Annotated in this window: 14 protein-coding genes; 4 read left to right on the top strand and 10 right to left on the bottom strand. The window is 67.0% G+C overall.

Going from position 1 to position 15,848, the window contains the following annotated elements; genetic code table 11:
* Nucleotides 1-32: 32 nt before the first annotated feature.
* From AO057_RS06975 to AO057_RS06950, 6 genes are all read right to left on the bottom strand, one after another.
* Nucleotides 33-737 carry a histidine phosphatase family protein gene (locus AO057_RS06975; RefSeq protein ID WP_057674951.1) on the bottom strand — a complete coding sequence of 235 codons (705 nt, stop codon included), beginning with the start codon at nt 735-737 and terminating at the stop codon, nt 33-35.
* A 107-nt stretch (nt 738-844) separates the two neighbouring features.
* Nucleotides 845-1,345, bottom strand: a complete 501-nt coding sequence (coaD, locus tag AO057_RS06970; RefSeq protein WP_057674950.1) for a pantetheine-phosphate adenylyltransferase — start codon at nt 1,343-1,345, stop codon at nt 845-847.
* Nucleotides 1,346-1,368: 23 nt separating this feature from the next.
* Nucleotides 1,369-2,499 carry a quinolinate synthase NadA gene (nadA, locus tag AO057_RS06965; RefSeq protein ID WP_057674949.1) on the bottom strand — a complete coding sequence of 377 codons (1,131 nt, stop codon included), beginning with the start codon at nt 2,497-2,499 and terminating at the stop codon, nt 1,369-1,371.
* Nucleotides 2,499-3,371 carry a carboxylating nicotinate-nucleotide diphosphorylase gene (gene nadC / locus AO057_RS06960; RefSeq protein ID WP_057674948.1) on the bottom strand — a complete coding sequence of 291 codons (873 nt, stop codon included), beginning with the start codon at nt 3,369-3,371 and terminating at the stop codon, nt 2,499-2,501. Before nadC ends, nadA begins: the two co-directional genes overlap by 1 nt.
* Nucleotides 3,372-3,398: 27 nt before the next feature.
* Entirely contained in the window at nt 3,399-3,893 is a 495-nt protein-coding gene (locus AO057_RS06955) for a cyanophycin metabolism-associated DUF1854 family protein (protein ID WP_156404486.1), read from the bottom strand.
* On the bottom strand, nt 3,890-6,193 hold the full coding sequence (locus AO057_RS06950) for a cyanophycin metabolism-associated ABC transporter (RefSeq protein WP_082605443.1): 2,304 nt from the start codon (nt 6,191-6,193) through the stop codon (nt 3,890-3,892). The genes AO057_RS06955 and AO057_RS06950 overlap by 4 nt, the downstream gene beginning before the upstream one ends.
* Before the next feature lie 150 nt (nt 6,194-6,343).
* Here AO057_RS06950 and cphA (AO057_RS06945) point away from each other — a divergent pair, with 150 nt between their 5' ends.
* Both cphA (AO057_RS06945) and cphA (AO057_RS06940) read left to right on the top strand, forming a co-directional pair.
* Entirely contained in the window at nt 6,344-8,509 is a 2,166-nt protein-coding gene (gene cphA / locus AO057_RS06945; RefSeq protein WP_057674947.1) for a cyanophycin synthetase, read from the top strand.
* A 1-nt stretch (nt 8,510) separates the two neighbouring features.
* On the top strand, nt 8,511-11,090 hold the full coding sequence (gene cphA / locus AO057_RS06940; RefSeq protein ID WP_057674946.1) for a cyanophycin synthetase: 2,580 nt from the start codon (nt 8,511-8,513) through the stop codon (nt 11,088-11,090).
* A 24-nt stretch (nt 11,091-11,114) separates the two neighbouring features.
* Here cphA (AO057_RS06940) and AO057_RS06935 read toward each other — a convergent pair whose 3' ends face one another.
* From AO057_RS06935 to AO057_RS06920, 4 genes are all read right to left on the bottom strand, one after another.
* Entirely contained in the window at nt 11,115-12,131 is a 1,017-nt protein-coding gene (locus tag AO057_RS06935) for an NAD(P)H-dependent glycerol-3-phosphate dehydrogenase (protein ID WP_057674945.1), read from the bottom strand.
* Nucleotides 12,132-12,170: 39 nt separating this feature from the next.
* A complete protein-coding gene (gene secB / locus AO057_RS06930; RefSeq protein ID WP_057674944.1) occupies nt 12,171-12,614 on the bottom strand; it encodes a protein-export chaperone SecB in 444 nt (147 codons plus the stop codon).
* A gap of 92 nt (nt 12,615-12,706) precedes the next feature.
* A complete protein-coding gene (gene grxC / locus AO057_RS06925; protein ID WP_057674943.1) occupies nt 12,707-12,967 on the bottom strand; it encodes a glutaredoxin 3 in 261 nt (86 codons plus the stop codon).
* A 4-nt stretch (nt 12,968-12,971) separates the two neighbouring features.
* Nucleotides 12,972-13,379 (bottom strand): rhodanese-like domain-containing protein, encoded by a 408-nt coding sequence (locus tag AO057_RS06920; RefSeq protein WP_057674942.1) that lies wholly within the window; start codon nt 13,377-13,379, stop codon nt 12,972-12,974.
* A 125-nt stretch (nt 13,380-13,504) separates the two neighbouring features.
* On the opposite strand from AO057_RS06920, the gene gpmA reads away from it, so the two are divergent.
* Together gpmA and AO057_RS06910 are read left to right on the top strand one after the other, a co-directional pair.
* On the top strand, nt 13,505-14,248 hold the full coding sequence (gpmA, locus tag AO057_RS06915) for a 2,3-diphosphoglycerate-dependent phosphoglycerate mutase (protein WP_057674941.1): 744 nt from the start codon (nt 13,505-13,507) through the stop codon (nt 14,246-14,248).
* A 140-nt stretch (nt 14,249-14,388) separates the two neighbouring features.
* Nucleotides 14,389-15,825 carry a S41 family peptidase gene (locus AO057_RS06910; protein ID WP_057674940.1) on the top strand — a complete coding sequence of 479 codons (1,437 nt, stop codon included), beginning with the start codon at nt 14,389-14,391 and terminating at the stop codon, nt 15,823-15,825.
* Nucleotides 15,826-15,848 lie beyond the last annotated feature (23 nt).

The following is a 15,848-nucleotide window of genomic DNA, read 5'->3' as shown; positions in this document are numbered from 1 at the left end:
ATTATCTCAGCAGCCCCATAACCCCGATGCGATCAGGCCGGATCAGCCTCCGGGGCCACGACCCGCGCGGCCTCAGCGCGCTCACGTGCCAGGCGCTGCTGGTCGTAGACCGGCTGCGGGGGCAAGTCGGCCAGGTGCCGCGTGTCGGCCCAGTCGATGATCTCGACCGCTTCGCCCAGCAGGCGCACGCGGTTGATGCCGGCATTGGGAATGTCGCTGACCCGTGGACCGGAGAGCGCCAGGCCCAGGGCACTGCGGTAGACCATGTCCAGCACCCCGCCATGCGTCACCACCGCCAGGGTCTGCTCCGGATGGCGTCGTGCCAGGGCGCGCAGGGCCGCCAGCACGCGGGCATGGAAGGCACGCGTGCTCTCACCGCCCTCGAAGGCAAAGTCGGCCTCGAAACGCACCCACTGATCCCAGGCCTGCGGGTGCTGCTGCTGGATGTCAGGCACACGCAAGCCCTCCACCACTCCGAAATGCTGCTCGCGCAGCGCAGCGTCCAGGACTGGATCCAGCGGCTGCGCACAACGCCCGGCCACGGCCTGGGCGGTTTGCAGGGCGCGCTGCAGATCGCTGCTGACCAACTGCTGCATGGATTCCTGGGCCAGGCGAGCGGCCACCCGCTGGGCCTGCTCCAGGCCGGTGGCGTTGAGCGGCACATCGAGCTGACCCTGGAAACGCAGTTCGCGGTTCCAGTCGGTCTCGCCGTGACGGATCAGGATGAGTTCGGTCATGCGTCAATTATGCGACGCGTGTGTGGCACACGATGTGGCGGTTTCACCTTGAAACACGACCCCGGGCCGGCGCGGGCGGCTTGCCCCCGGACATGGGAGGCGAGGCGCTACGCACGCCCCAGGCTGCGCACCTTTTCGGCCAGACGCTGCGCCACCAAGGGGTCGACAAACTTCTCGGCCTCGCCGCCCAAGGTGGCGATCTCGCGCACCAGGGTGCTGGAGATGAACTGGTAACTCGTGCTGGGCGTGAGAAAAACCGTCTCGACCTCGGGCATGAGGCTGCGGTTCATGCCGGCCAGCTGGAACTCGTAATCGAAATCGGTCACCGCGCGCAGGCCGCGGATGACGACCTTGGCACCGCGCCCCACGACAAAGTCACGCAGCAGGCCCGAGAAACTCTCGACCACCACATTGGGCTGGTCGTGCATGACCTCGCGCACCATGCCGATACGCTCATCGAGGGTGAACATGGTCTTCTTGTGATGAGCTGCCGCGACGCCCACAATGACCTGATCAAACAGCTGGGCCGCCCGGCGTATGACGTCGGAATGGCCCAGGGTCATGGGATCAAAGGTTCCGGGATAGACGGCGAGCACTTTGCGGGACATGGATCAACTCCTTGTTCGCGCGATTATGCCGCCCCGATATGGGGCACCAGGCCGGAGACCGGCTGGCCGGCCTTGAGCGCTGCCGTGAAGGCCAGCATGCGGTCAATCGGCACCCGCGCACGCGGAATAAGCGCCGGGTCCACGTGGATCTCGTTGCCCCCGCTCTCCAGCACCTGGGCCACCCCGGCCAGCCCGTTCATGGCCATCCAGGGGCAGTGCGCGCAGCTCTTGCAGGTGGCGCTGTTGCCGGCGGTGGGCGCCTCGATGAAGGTCTTGCCGGGGTTGAGGGTGCGCAGCTTGTGCATCATGCCCTTGTCGGTGGCCACGATGAACTCCGGCGCGTCCATTTCCTGCGCGGCCTTGAGGATGCCCGAGGTGGAGCCCACCGCGTCTGCCAAGGCCACCACGGCGGCGGGCGACTCCGGGTGCACCAGCACCTTGGCCTTTGGGTGCTCCTTCTTGAGTTCTTCCAGTTCGAAGCTCTTGAACTCGTCGTGCACGATGCAGGAGCCGTTCCACATGAGCATGTCGGCCCCGGTCTCGCGCTGGATGTAGCCACCCAGGTGGCGGTCCGGCGCCCACAGGATCTTGTGGCCCTGCTCTTTCAGGGCGCGCACGATGTCCAGCGCGCAGCTGGAGGTGACCAGCCAGTCGGCGCGCGCCTTCACGGCGGCGCTGGTGTTGGCATAGACCACCACGGTGCGATCAGGATGGGCATCGCAGAAGGCCGAGAACTCGTCGATGGGACAGCCCAGGTCCAGCGAGCAGGTCGCGTCCAGGTCGGGCATGAGCACGCGCTTGTGCGGCGAGAGGATCTTGGAGGTTTCGCCCATGAAGCGCACACCCGAGACCACCAGGGTCTGGGCCGCGTGGTCGCGACCGAAGCGTGCCATCTCGAGCGAATCGCTGACGATGCCGCCGGTTTCCTCGGCCAGGTCCTGCAGGTCCGGGTGCACGTAGTAGTGCGAGACCATCACCGCGTTCTTTTCCTTGAGCAGGCGACGGATCTTGTCCTTGAGCGCAGCACGCTCGGCCGGGCCGGGCTCCACCGGCACGCGCGCCCAGGCGTGATGCGTGGAACAGGCCGCGCCCTCACCCTGCGCTGTCTCGGGCTGCTCGTATTCAACGTCGATGACGTGGGTTCCGGTATTCATCAGAGCTCCGTAAACCGCATGGAGAAATCAACGGCCTTCACATCCTTGGTCAGGGCGCCGATCGAGATGCGGTCGACGCCGGTGGCGGCGATCTCGCGTACCGTGCCCATGTTCACCCCACCCGAGACCTCCAGGATGGCGCGCCCGGCGTTCAGGCGCACGGCCTCGCGCAGCGTTTCAAGGCTCATATTGTCCAGCAGCACCATGCGGGCACCGGCCAGTAGGGCCTCTTGGAGCTGGGCCAGGGTCTCGACCTCGATTTCGACGAACTCGGCCGTGGGCGCCACGGTTGCGGCGCGTTGCAGAACGGCCGTCACGCCGCCAGCGGCAGCGATGTGGTTTTCCTTGATCAGCACGGCGTCGTACAGGCCGATGCGGTGGTTGGTCCCACCGCCGCAGTGCACCGCGTACTTCTGCGCCAGGCGCAGGCCGGGCAGGGTCTTGCGCGTGTCGACGATGCGTGCGCGGTTGCCCGGCACACCCTGCACCGCCTGCACATAGGTGGCAGTGTGCGTGGCCACGGCGCTGAGCAGTTGCAGGAAGTTGAGCATGGTGCGTTCGGCCGTCAGCAGGCCGCGCGCCGGCCCGGTCATTTCCAGCACCACCTGGTCGGCCTCGCAGCGCTGGCCGTCACGCACGTGCCATGTGACGCTGGCCTGAGGCACCACCTGCTGCAAGGTGGCCTGCACCCAGGCCGCACCGCAGATCACGGCGCTCTCGCGGGCCAGGATACGCGCATGCGCCCGGCGCGCCGGATCGATCAGGCCGGCGGTCAGGTCGCCGCTGCCCACGTCTTCCCGCAGGGCCCGGGCCACATCGGCCTGCGCCAGCTGCTGCAGGAAGGTCTCGGAATAGTCGGAAACAGAGTTCATGTGCGAATCAGCCCGGCGAAGCCGGGTTCACTTGAAGCGGTCGAGCAGGCGGCGACTCTCGCGGTCGAGCGCCGTCATGTCGCGGATCAGGAACTGGATGCCATGCGAGTCGGTCACCAGCAGGGTGTTGCCCGCCAGCCGGCGGATGTCCTCGTCGCCCTTGAGCACGAAGGCCGTGTCGCCGCGGTCGGTGCGGACCTGCCAGGTGCTGGGCGTGGAAAAGCTGCTCACGCCCCGGATGGCGCGGATCTCGGGCATGAACTCACGCTCGGACAGCGCGGCACGGATCAGGCCCTGGGCCGGCTCGGGCACGCGCGCCAGCTCCTCGATCCAGGCCACCTCGTGGCCGTCGGCATCGAGCAGGGAGATGTCGCGCTCAGGCGCCTGGATGGGAAAGGCGCGGACCGGCACCACGCCGGTACGTATCTGGCCATCGGCCAGGGTCAGCGCCAGCTTGTCGTAGGCATTGCGCGACAGGGCCGCGGCAACCTGCATCTGGTTCAGGATGGGGCGCGAGTTCATTTGGCGTCGTCCTTGCGTTCGGGATTCACTTCCGCCTCGGCGTCATCCATGTCGGTATCCACGTTGCGCGCTTGCGCCTGGTAAAGGTTGTAGTAGGCGCCCTGGCGTGCCATGAGCTCGTCGTGCGTGCCCTCCTCCACCACCTGGCCGCGGTCCAGCACGATCAGGCGGTCGGCGCGTTGCAGGGTGGACAGGCGGTGGGCAATCGCGATGGTCGTGCGGCCCTGCACCAGGTTGTCCAGCGCCTTCTGGATCTCCTTCTCGGTCTCGGAGTCCACCGAGGCCGTGGCCTCGTCCAGGATCAGGATGCGCGGGTCGATCAGCAGCGCGCGCGCGATCGAGATGCGCTGGCGCTCGCCACCCGACAGGCCCTGGCCGCGTTCGCCCACGATGGAGTCATAACCCTGCGGCAGGCGCAGGATGAACTCGTGCGCGTGGGCGGCACGGGCGGCCGCCACGATCTGCTCGCGCGTGGCGTCGGGTTTGCCGTAGGCAATGTTTTCGGCAATGGTGCCGAAGAAGAGGAAGGGTTCCTGCAGCACCAGGCCGATGTTGCGGCGGTACTCGGCCACGGGCAGGGAGCGGATGTCGACGCCGTCGATGCGGATCGAACCCTCGGTCACGTCGTAAAAGCGGCAGATCAGGTTGACCAGGGTGCTCTTGCCCGAGCCGCTGTGGCCCACCAGACCCACCATCTGGCCCGGCTCGATGGTGACGTTGATGCCGCGGTTGACCTCGCGGTTGCCATAACGGAAACCCACGTCGCGCACCTCGATGCGGCCCTGCACCTGCTTCAGATGCACCGGCTGCGCCGGTTCCGGCACGCTGGACACGTGATCCAGGATGTCGAAGATGCGTTTGGTCGCCGAGGCCGAGTGCTCGGTCCAGGAGACGATACGGCTCATGGAGTCCAGGCGCCCATAGAAGCGGCTGATATAGGCGATGAAGGCCGTCAGCACGCCCACCGAGGTCTCGCCTTTTGCGATCAGCCAGACGCCCACGCCCCAGACCACCAGCAGGCCAACCTCGGTCAGGAAGGAGATGCTGGGCGCAAACAGCGCCCAGATCTTGTTGATGCGGTCGTTGACCTGCAGGTTCTGGCGGTTGGCCTCGTGGAAACGGGCCGACTCGCGATTTTCCTGGGCAAAGGCCTTGACCACGCGGATGCCGGGGATGGTGTCGGCCAGCACGCTGGTCACCTCGGACCAGACGCGATCGATCTTCTCGAAGCCGGTCTTGAGGCGATGCCGCACCGCGTGGATCATCCACATGATGATGGGCAGCGGGATCAGCGTGGCCAGGGCCAGCCAGGGATTGATGGAGAACAGGATGGCCGCCGTCATCAGCAGCATGATGAGGTCGGTGAAGAAGTCCAGCAGGTGCAGCGAGAGGAAGACGCAGATGCGGTCGGTCTCGCTGCCGATGCGTGCCATCAGGTCACCGGTGCGCTTGCCGCCGAAGTATTCGAGCGAGAGGCGCATCAGGTGGTCGTAGGTGGTGGTTCGCAGGTCGGCGCCGATGCGTTCGGACACCAGGGCCAGGATATAGGTCTTGGCCCAGGTCAGGCCCCAGGCCACCACAGCCGCCCCCAGCAGGCCACTGAGGTAGAGCACGACCAGCATGGGGTCCACCTGCTTGCCCGCCTCCAGCGGCACCAGCACCTCGTCCATCAGCGGCATGGTCAGGTAGGGCGGCACCAGGCTGGCGGCCGTGCCCAGCAAGGTGAGCACGAAACCCAGCAGCAGCTGGCCTTTGTAGGGTTTGGCGAAGCGCCACAGGCGCAGCAGGGTCCAGGTCGACGGCGGGGTGTGGATGACCTTGGCGCAGATCGGGCACTCGTCCTGGCCGGGATCCAGGGACGCCTTGCAGATCGGGCATTCATGGCCGACCGGGACGGGCACCGGCTGGCCGGTGCTCAGGCTGTTCAACTGGTGACCCACCTGCTCGGCCAGACGCACGGCCTGCAGATTTTGTCCCAAGGTGTAACACCAGTGCGCCAGCCGGCCCTGGCCGTCCAGCAGCTCCAGATGGCCGACACCGGCGTGGTCGTGCTGATTCAGTTTCAGGGTGGGGTGGTACGCCCAGGCCTGCCAGGCAGACTGGCCTGGCGCCCGGGCCAGCAGGCGTCGTTCGGTGGCCACCAGCAGGCCGCGGCCGAACTGCAGGCGGGTGTCGAGGTCAACCTCCAGCACCGCCTGGACGTTCTCATCAGGGTGCAGTTGTGTGCGTATTTCAGCCAGCCATTCCGCCGGAACGTCGCTGAAAGATAATAGAGCTGCTGACGGGGTAGAGCGAGTCATGGAGTCCGGAACCTGGGTAAGGATTTGCTGATGTCGATTGTCCCCGTTTTATGCACGGCACCTTGGAGACATACCGCAGCCATCGCCCGCTCTGGCCCTGCCAGCGAGCAAGACCACCGCAGGGACCGCTAGTTCACCCTGCCCAGCTTCATGACTAAGAAAAACCTTCAAATTCTGCGGGTCAGCCATCTGCGCGGTCCCAACATCTGGACCTATCGCCCGGTCATCGAGACCTGGCTGGACCTGGGGGAACTGGAAGACCGGCCTTCCAATGTCATCCCCGGATTTTACGAGCGTTTGACCGGCATGCTCCCCGGCCTGGCCCAGCACCGTTGCGGGGTGGGCGAGCCCGGCGGCTTCCTGGAGCGGCTGCGTGACGGCACCTGGGCCGGCCACATCCTGGAGCACGTGGTGCTGGAGTTGCAAACCCAGGCCGGCATGCAGACCGGCTTTGGCAAGACACGCATGACCTCCAAACATGGTGTCTACAAGATGGCCTTCCGTACCCGGCAGGAAGAAGTCGGCCGAGCGGCGCTGGAAGCCGGGCGCGAACTGCTGCTGGCTGCCATCGAGGACCGGCCCTATGACGTGTCCACCACCGTCGCCCGCCTGCGCGAGCTGTGCGACCGGCTCTTCCTGGGCCCGAGCACGGCGCACATCGTCGAAGCCGCCACCGACCGCCGCATTCCGCACATCCGCCTGAACGACGGCAATCTGGTACAGCTGGGCTATGGCGCACGCCAGCACCGCATCTGGACCGCCGAGACCGACCAGACCAGCGCCATCGCCGAGAGCATCGCCAGCGACAAGCAACTCACCAAGGAGCTGCTGCAGTCCTGCGGCGTGCCGGTCCCCGAAGGCGAAGAGGTCGACAGCCCCGAACAGGCCTGGAGCGTGGCACAGGACATCGGCGTGCCGATCACCGTCAAACCGACCGACGCCAATCACGGCCGCGGCGTGTTCACCGACCTGCACACGCGCGAGGACGTCGAGAAAGCCTGGCATGCCGCCGATGCCGAAGGCAGCGGCGTGCTGGTGGAAAAGTACATCGAGGGCGAGGCCCATCGCCTGCTGGTCGTGGGCCGGCAGGTGGTGGCCGCCACGCGCGGCAAGAAGCAGGTCGTCACCGGCGACGGCCGCTCCACCATCCTGCAGCTGATCGACAGCCAGATCAACAGCGACCCGCGCTGCGGCGAGGAGGAGGAATTCCCCCTGGAGCCGCTGGTCCTGGACAAGGAGCCGATCGCCCAGCTCGAACTCTCGCGCCAGGGCTACAACGGCGCCTCCGTTCCGCCGCCCGGCCAGGTGGTGCTGATCCGTCGCCACGGCGACCTGGCCTACGACGTGACCGACCAGGTGCACCCCCAGGTCGCCGCCGCCGCCGCGCTGGCCGCGCGGGTGGTCGGACTGGACATCGCCGGCATCGACCTGGTCACACCCGACATCTCGCGCCCGCTGGCCGAGCAGGGCGGCGCCATCATCGAGGTCAACGCCGGCCCCGGCCTGCTCATGCATCTCAAGCCCGCCGAAGGCCAGCCGCGCAACGTCGGCCAGGCCATCGTGGCCCACCTCTTCCCCGGCGAAGACCAGGGCCGCATCCCCATCGTCGGCATCACCGGCACGCGCAACACCACCCGCATCGCGCGCATGGTGAACTGGCTGCTGCACATCAACGGCACCCAGGTCGGCCTGGCCTGCCGAGACGGCTTCTTCCTGGGCCCCCGCCAGGTCGAATCCCGTGACGGTTCAGACTGGGAAACCGGCCAGCGCCTGCTGATCAACCGCTCGCTGGAAGCGGCCGTGTTCGAGCACACCCATCGCGCCATCCTGTCCGAGGGCCTGGCCTATGACCGCTGCACAGTCGGCGTGGTGACCGATCTGGACGGCCTGGAGGACCTGGCCGAGTTCTACATCGACGACGCCGACAAGCTCTACAACGTGGTGCGCACCCAGGTCGACGTGATCCTGCCCAGCGGCACGGCGGTGCTCAACGCCGCCGATCCGCGCGTGGTCGAGATGGCCGCGCTGTGCGACGGCAAGGTCATCTTCTACGGCTCCGACGCCCAGCTGCCGGCCATCGCACAGCATCGCCAGCAGGGCGAGCGCACCGTGTTCCTGCGCGACCGCCACATCGTGCTGGCCCTGGGGATGGACGAGGTCAGCGAAGTGCCGCTGGACTCGCTCAACCCGACCAAGGCCGCCAAGCCCGACATGGTGATGGCCGCCGTGGCCACCGCCTGGGCGCTGGACGTCAAACCCGAACTGATCGGCGCCGGCCTGCGCACCTTCAAGGCCAACCTCACCAACGACCACTGATATGGAAGTCAAACGCATACGCGCCCTGCGCGGCCCCAATCTGTGGAGCCACCACACTGCCATCGAGGCTGTCGTCCACTGCACGCCAGCGGAATGCGAGCTCAGCGCGCGCCAGAACTTCGGTCTGCGCCTGCGCACGCGCTTCCCGCAGATCCTGCCGCTGAACCCGACCGGTCATGACGACACCGTGCCCCTGGCCCATGTGCTGGAACTGGCCACGCTGGGCCTGCAGGCGCAAGCCGGTTGCCCGGTGACCTTCAGCCGCACCACGCCCACGGTCGAACCCGGCGTCTACCAGGTGGTGGTCGAATATTCCGAAGAGGCTGTCGGCCGCATGGCCCTGGAAATGGCCCAGAACCTGTGCCGCGCCGCCCTGGAAGACACACCGTTTGACCTGGCCGCCGCGCTGGGCCAGCTGCGCGAACTCGACGAGGACGTGCGCCTGGGCCCGAGCACCGGCTGCATCGCCGACGCGGCCACGGCCCGTGGCATCCCCTATCGCCGCATGACCTCGGGCAGCATGATCCAGTTCGGCTGGGGCAGCAAGCAGCGCCGCATCCAGGCCGCCGAGATGGACGTGACCAGCGCGATCTCCGAATCGATCGCCCAGGACAAGGAACTGACCAAGAAGCTGCTGGCCAGCGCCGGCGTGCCGGTGCCGCTGGGACGTGAGATCACGTCAGCCGAAGAGGCCTGGGCCGCTGCCGGCGAGATCGGTCTGCCCGTGGTGATCAAGCCCAAGAACGGCAACCAGGGCAAGGGCGTCACCGTCAACATCACCACACGCGAGCAATTGCTCAAGGCCTATGCGGCCGCCTCCGAGTTCGACAACGAGATCCTGGTCGAGCGTTTCCTGCCCGGCAACGATTTCCGCCTGCTGGTGGTGGGCAACAAGCTCGTCGCCGCAGCCCGCCGCGACCCGCCCACGGTGGTGGGCGACGGCGAGCACAGCGTGCGCCAGCTGGTCGACCAGGTCAACCTGGACCCGCGCCGCGGCAGCGGCCATTCGACCTCGCTGACCAAGATCCGCTTCGACGACATCGCGCTGGCCTGCCTGGCCGGCCAGGGCCTGAACGCCGATTCGGTGCCGGCGCGCGGCCGGCGCGTCTCGCTGCGCCACAACGCCAATCTTTCGACCGGCGGCAGCGCCACCGACGTCACCGACGACGTGCACCCCGAGGTGGCGCACCGCGCCATCATTGCCGCCAAGATGGTCGGGCTGGACATCTGTGGCGTGGACATGGTTTGCGACAACATCCTGCAGCCGCTGGAGGAAACCGGTGGCGGCGTCGTCGAAGTGAACGCCGCACCCGGCCTGCGCATGCACCTCTCACCCTCCTATGGCAAGGGCCGTGCGGTGGGCGAGGCCATCATCTCCACCATGTTCGCGGAACATGAGAATGGCCGCATCCCGCTGGTGGCCGTGACCGGCACCAACGGCAAGACCACCACCGTGCGCCTGATCGCCCACCTGCTCACGCAGAACAATCTGCGCGTGGGCATGACCAGCACCGATGGCGTTTTTATTGCCGGCGAGCGCATCGACACCGGCGACTGCAGCGGCCCCAAGAGCGCGCGCAATGTGCTGCAGCACCCCGACGTGGACGCCGCCGTGCTGGAAACCGCACGCGGCGGCATGCTGCGCGAAGGCCTGGCCTTCGACCGCTGCGACGTGGCGGTGGTCACCAACGTCGGGGCCGGCGACCACCTGGGCCTGAACTTCATCACCACGGTGGAAGACCTGGCCGTGCTCAAGCGCGTGATCGTGCAGAACATCTCCGACAAGGGCACCGCCGTGCTGAACGCGACCGACCCCATCGTCGCGGCCATGGCCAGCCAATGCCGCAGCGGCCTGGTCACCTACTTCGCCGCCGACCGCCACAACCCGGTCATGGCCACGCACCTGGCCCAGGGCAAACGCGCGGTCTATGTGGAGGACGGTCATCTCGTGGCGGCCGAAGGCAAGGTCCAGCACCGGCTGCCGCTGGCTGGTGTGCCGCTCACCCTGGGCGGCGCCATCGGCTTCCAGGTCGAGAACGTCATGGCCTCCGTGGGGGCCGCCTGGGCGCTGGGCCTGGACTGGGCGCTGATCCGCCAGGGTCTGGCCACGTTCGACAACGACGCCAACAACGCGCAGGGCCGCTTCAACCTGTTCCGCTACCGGGGTGCCACGGTGATCGCCGACTACGGCCACAACCCGGACGCCATGCTGGCCCTGGTGCAGGCCGTGGGGGCCATGCCGGCCCAGCGCCGCTCGGTGGTCATCAGCGGCGCCGGCGACCGGCGCGACGAGGACATCCGCGAACAGACCCGCATCCTGGGCGATGCCTTCGACCAGATCGTGCTGTTTGAGGACGCCTGCCAGCGCGGCCGCGCTGACGGCGAGGTGCTGGCCCTGCTGCGCTCAGGCCTGGCCGAGGCCAAGCGCGCGCGTGACGTGAACGAGATCCGCGGCGAGTTCCTGGCCATCGACACGGCCATGGACCGCCTGGGCGAGGGAGACCTGTGCCTGATCCTGGTGGACCAGGTGGAAGAAGCCATTGCCCACATCAGCGCGCGCATCGCCCGCGACGGCGCCTGACGGCAGGCCGGTCCGGGCCCGGTCTTATTTCGCTTCGGAACCGGGCGTGCGGCCCATCAGGGCCGCCACGGCCTGGGCCGGCTGCATGCGGCCATCCAGCAGGGCCACCACACACTGGGCGATGGGCATGTCCACGCCCAGGCTTTGCGCCCGCTGCACCACAGTGCGGGCACAGTAGACGCCCTCGGCCACATGGCCCAGCGAAGCCACGGCCTGCGCCAGCGTCTGCCCCTGGGCCAGCAGCAGGCCCACCTTGCGGTTGCGACTGAGATCGCCGGTGGCAGTCAGCACCAGGTCGCCCAGCCCCGACAGACCCATGAAGGTCTCGGCCCGCGCGCCCAGGGCCAGCCCCAGGCGCGTCATCTCGGCCAGGCCACGGGTGATCAGCGCGGCACGGGCATTCAGGCCCAGGTTCAGGCCGTCGCACAGGCCGGTGGCGATAGCCAGCACGTTCTTGACGGCCCCGCCCACCTCGACACCCACGATGTCCTCGTTGTCATAGATGCGCAGCGTCGGGCTGTGGAAGGCGGCGACCAGACGCTCGCGCACCACCGCGTGGCGGCTGGCGGCCACCAGCGCCGTGGGCTGGCCACGTGCCACCTCCAGCGCAAAACTCGGGCCGCTGAGCACGCCGGCCTGCAGGCCGGGCGCCACCTCGGCCTGGATTTCGTGCGCCAGCAGCCCCTGGGAGCCCGGTTCGGCCGGCTCGAAGCCCTTGCACAGCCAGGCCACGGGCTGGTCGCAAGCCTGGATCTGCCGTAGCACGCCGCGCAAACCGGACATCGGGGTGCCGATCACCACCAGGTCCTGGCCCAGCACCAGACCGGCCAGCCCATCGGCCGGCCCGTCGATCACCCGCAGGGATTCGGGCAAAGCCAGCCCGGGCAGATAACGCGCGTTGACACGCTCGGCCCGCATGGCCCCCGCCTGCACCCCGTCCCGCGCCCACAAGGTGACGTCGTGGCGTGTCTGCGGGTTCTGGCTGGCGCTCATGGCCAGCGCCGTACCCCAGGCACCGGCGCCAAGCACGAGGATTTTCATGGTCTGGGAAGACAGCGGTAAGGGGAAACGGGCCCGGCCTTACTGGACCTTGAGCCCGTTACCCTGTTGCTGCTGCTCGTACGTGGCCTGGAAATTGATCTCTGCCAGGTGCACGGGCGGGAAGCCGGCGCGCTGCACGATGTCGGCCACGTTGCCACGCAGGTAGGGAAAGACGATCTGCGGGCAGACCACGCCGACGATGGGGCCCATCTGGTCTTCCGCCAGGTTGCGGATCTCGAAAATACCGGCCTGCTTGGCCTCGACCAGGAACACGGTCTTGTCGGCGATCTGGGTGTGCACGGTGGCCGTCACGCACACCTCGTAGACCCCCTCAGCCACCGGCTGGGCCTCGACGCCGATCTGGATGTCGACCGAAGGCTGCTCGCCCTGCAGCAGGATGCCGGGCGAATTGGGCTGCTCCAGCGAAGCCTCCTTGAGGTAGACGCGCTGGATCTGGAAAACGGGTTCTTGCTGGTCGGCCATGGACTTGCCTTGTGAGATGGACAGGTGTCAAAAAATGAAAGCCCGCCCGGCAGATACCGAGCGGGCTCACGATCGGATTGGCGCCGATTATCTCAGGCCGCCTGAAGCAGGGAAACCAGCCCCCCCTGGGCATCCAGCGCCATCAGGTCGTCGCAGCCGCCCACATGGGTACTGCCGATGAAGATCTGCGGCACGGTGCGCCGGCCGGTGATGGTCATCATGTGCTCGCGCGCCTGGGGATCGGTGTCAATGCGGACTTCCTCGATCTGCTCGACGCCCTTGGACTTGAGCAACTGCTTGGCACGCGTGCAATAGGGGCAAACGGCCGTGGTGTACATCTTCACTGCTTGCATGGGTTCAACCTTTCTCGACCGGCATGCTGGCGGCGCGCCAGCTGGACAGGCCGCCGCCCAGGGACAGGGGCTGGGTGTAGCCCAGGCCCTTGGCGATGCGGGCGGCGCTGCTGGAGCGCGCCCCGCTCTGGCAGACGAAGATCACGGGCAATTCCTTGTTCTTCACCACGGCCGGCAGCTGCTTGGCCAGCTGGGACAGGGGGATGTGCTTGGCGCCGCTGACGTGGCCGGCGGCATATTCGCTGGCCTCGCAAACGTCGATCACCACGGCTTTTTCACGGTTGATCAGCTGCACGGCGGCGACCGGCGTCAGGGATCCGCCGGCGGCGCCCTTGATGGCCGGCCAGGCCAGCAGCAGGCCGGAGGTCAGGCAAACCAGGATCAGCGACCAGTTGTCGAGGATGAATTTCACAATATTCCTTGTTGGAGACGGTAAGTGCAAAAGGCTGATTTTAAAATGACGGCTTGATTGCTGCAGAAACCGGGCGGTTTGCCCCTGCCCTGCCCCCGTAACCGTTCCGTAACCGCCCCACCACCATGTACAAACTCGTGCTCATCCGCCACGGCGAATCGACCTGGAACCTGGAAAACCGCTTCACCGGCTGGACCGACGTCGATCTCACCCCCACTGGCGTCTCCCAGGCCATGTCGGCCGGCAAGCTGCTCAAGGCCGAGGGCTACGATTTCGACGTGGCCTACACCAGCGTGCTCAAGCGCGCCATCCACACCCTGTGGTATTGCCTGGACGAGATGGACCGCAGCTGGCTGCCGGTGGTCAAGGACTGGCGCCTGAACGAGCGCCACTATGGCGCCCTGCAAGGCCTGAACAAGGCCGACATGGCCAAACAATACGGTGAGCAGCAGGTGCTGGTCTGGCGCCGCAGCTACGACACCCCGCCACCGGCCCTGGAGCCGACCGACCCGCGCAGCGAACGGGGCGACCGCCGTTATGCCGGCCTGCCTGCCGATCAGGTGCCGCTGACCGAATGCCTGAAGGACACCGTGGCACGCGTGCTGCCCTTCTGGAACGAATCCCTGGCCCCGGCCATCCGGTCCGGCCAGCGGGTGGTGGTTTCCGCCCATGGCAACTCGATCCGCGCCCTGGTCAAGTACCTGGACGGCATCTCCGACCAGGATATCGTGGGCCTGAACATCCCCAACGGCATCCCGCTGGTCTACGAACTCGACGCCAGCCTCAAGCCCATCCGCCACTACTACCTGGGCGACGCCGAGGCGGCCGCCCGGGCGGCGGCAGCGGTCGCCACGCAAGGCAAGGCCTGAAACCGAGCCTTGCACCAGGCCGGTTCGTCCCCAAGTGGGAAGGACCGGTCATGCCCGGCAAACAATTTGTCACCGACCGCCGGAACCCCGGCGGTGTTTTCGCTTCCAAACGTGTATATTGAAGCGACGAGGGTCTATCCATGGGTCAGAAACTGAAAATCGCCGGCTGGGTTTCGCTGGGCGTGCTTGCCGGCGCGCTCACCACCGTTTCCCTGCAAACCGTGGCACGCAATGCCGTAGCGCCGCTGCCGCTGGAGGAGTTGCAGCAGCTCGCCGCCGTCTTCGGCATGATCAAGACCGACTATGTCGAGCCGGTCGACGAGAAGAAGCTCATCACCGATGCCATCTCCGGCATGGTCTCCAGCCTGGACCCGCACTCGCAGTACTTCGACAAGAAGTCCTACAAGGAATTCCGCGAAGGCACGGCCGGGCGTTTCGTCGGCGTGGGCATCGAGATCACGCAGGAGGACGGCTTGGTCAAGGTCGTCTCGCCCATCGAGGGCTCGCCCGCCCACCGCGCCGGTCTCAAGACCAATGACCTGATCACCCGCATCGACGACACCGCCGTCAAGGGCCTGACGCTCAATGAAGCCGTCAAGCGCATGCGCGGCGAGCCCAACACCAAGGTCATGCTGACCATCTTCCGCAAGGACGAGAACCGCTCCTTCCCCGTCACCATCACGCGCGAGGAAATCAAGACCCAGTCGGTCAAGGCCAAGGTGATCGAGCCCGGTTACGCCTGGGTCCGCCTGAGCCAGTTCCAGGAACGCACGGTGGACGACTTCGCCCGCAAGATCGAAGAGATCTACAAGCAGGAGTCCGGACTCAAGGGCCTGGTGCTGGACCTGCGCAACGACCCGGGCGGTCTGCTCGATGCCGCCGTGGCCATCTCGGCCGCTTTCCTGCCGGAGAACGTGACCGTGGTCTCGACCAACGGCCAGCTCGCCGAAAGCAAGTTCACCTTCAAGGCTTCGCCCGAGTTCTACCAGCGCCGCGGCAACAGCGACCCGCTCAAGCGCCTGCCCGCCAGCCTCAAGAAGGTTCCCCTCGTGGTCCTGGTCAACGAAGGCTCGGCCTCGGCCAGCGAGATCGTGGCCGGCGCCCTGCAGGACCACAAGCGCGCCACCATCATGGGCAGCCAGACCTTCGGCAAGGGCTCGGTGCAAACCGTGCGCCCGCTGGGCCCCGACACCGGCCTGAAGATCACCACGGCACGCTACTACACGCCGTCGGGCCGTTCCATCCAGGCCAAGGGCATCCTGCCCGATGTCATGGTGGACGAGACCGCCGAAGGCAATGTCTTCTCGGTGCTGCGCACGCGCGAAGCGGACCTCGACAAGCACCTGAGCAACGGCCAGGGCGCCGAGAAGAAGGACGAGGCTCGCGAGAAGGCTCGTGATGCAGCCCTCAAGAAGCTGGAAGACGAGGCCAAGAAGCCGGCGGCCGAACGCAAGCTGCCTGAATTCGGCACCGACAAGGATTTCCAGTTGATGCAGGCGCTCAACCAGCTCAAGGGCCTGCCGGTTCTGGTCAGCAAGACCCAGACCGAGCGCAAGGAAGAACCCAAGGAAAACTGAGTTGGGCGGCGGCGTCCGTCGAG

The sequence above is a fragment of the Curvibacter sp. PAE-UM genome (genome assembly GCF_001432305.1).
Lineage (GTDB): Bacteria > Pseudomonadota > Gammaproteobacteria > Burkholderiales > Burkholderiaceae_C > Hylemonella.
This window is presented reverse-complemented; position numbering and strand designations above follow the sequence as displayed.

Coding starts and splice junctions, on each gene's coding strand:
- AO057_RS06975 (WP_057674951.1), bottom strand. CDS start 737: ATGACCGAACTCATCCTGATCCGTCACGGCGAGACCGACTGGAACCGC.
- coaD (WP_057674950.1), bottom strand. CDS start 1,345: ATGTCCCGCAAAGTGCTCGCCGTCTATCCCGGAACCTTTGATCCCATG.
- nadA (WP_057674949.1), bottom strand. CDS start 2,499: ATGAATACCGGAACCCACGTCATCGACGTTGAATACGAGCAGCCCGAG.
- nadC (WP_057674948.1), bottom strand. CDS start 3,371: ATGAACTCTGTTTCCGACTATTCCGAGACCTTCCTGCAGCAGCTGGCG.
- AO057_RS06955 (WP_156404486.1), bottom strand. CDS start 3,893: ATGAACTCGCGCCCCATCCTGAACCAGATGCAGGTTGCCGCGGCCCTG.
- AO057_RS06950 (WP_082605443.1), bottom strand. CDS start 6,193: ATGACTCGCTCTACCCCGTCAGCAGCTCTATTATCTTTCAGCGACGTT.
- cphA (WP_057674947.1), top strand. CDS start 6,344: ATGACTAAGAAAAACCTTCAAATTCTGCGGGTCAGCCATCTGCGCGGT.
- cphA (WP_057674946.1), top strand. CDS start 8,511: ATGGAAGTCAAACGCATACGCGCCCTGCGCGGCCCCAATCTGTGGAGC.
- AO057_RS06935 (WP_057674945.1), bottom strand. CDS start 12,131: ATGAAAATCCTCGTGCTTGGCGCCGGTGCCTGGGGTACGGCGCTGGCC.
- secB (WP_057674944.1), bottom strand. CDS start 12,614: ATGGCCGACCAGCAAGAACCCGTTTTCCAGATCCAGCGCGTCTACCTC.
- grxC (WP_057674943.1), bottom strand. CDS start 12,967: ATGCAAGCAGTGAAGATGTACACCACGGCCGTTTGCCCCTATTGCACG.
- gpmA (WP_057674941.1), top strand. CDS start 13,505: ATGTACAAACTCGTGCTCATCCGCCACGGCGAATCGACCTGGAACCTG.
- AO057_RS06910 (WP_057674940.1), top strand. CDS start 14,389: ATGGGTCAGAAACTGAAAATCGCCGGCTGGGTTTCGCTGGGCGTGCTT.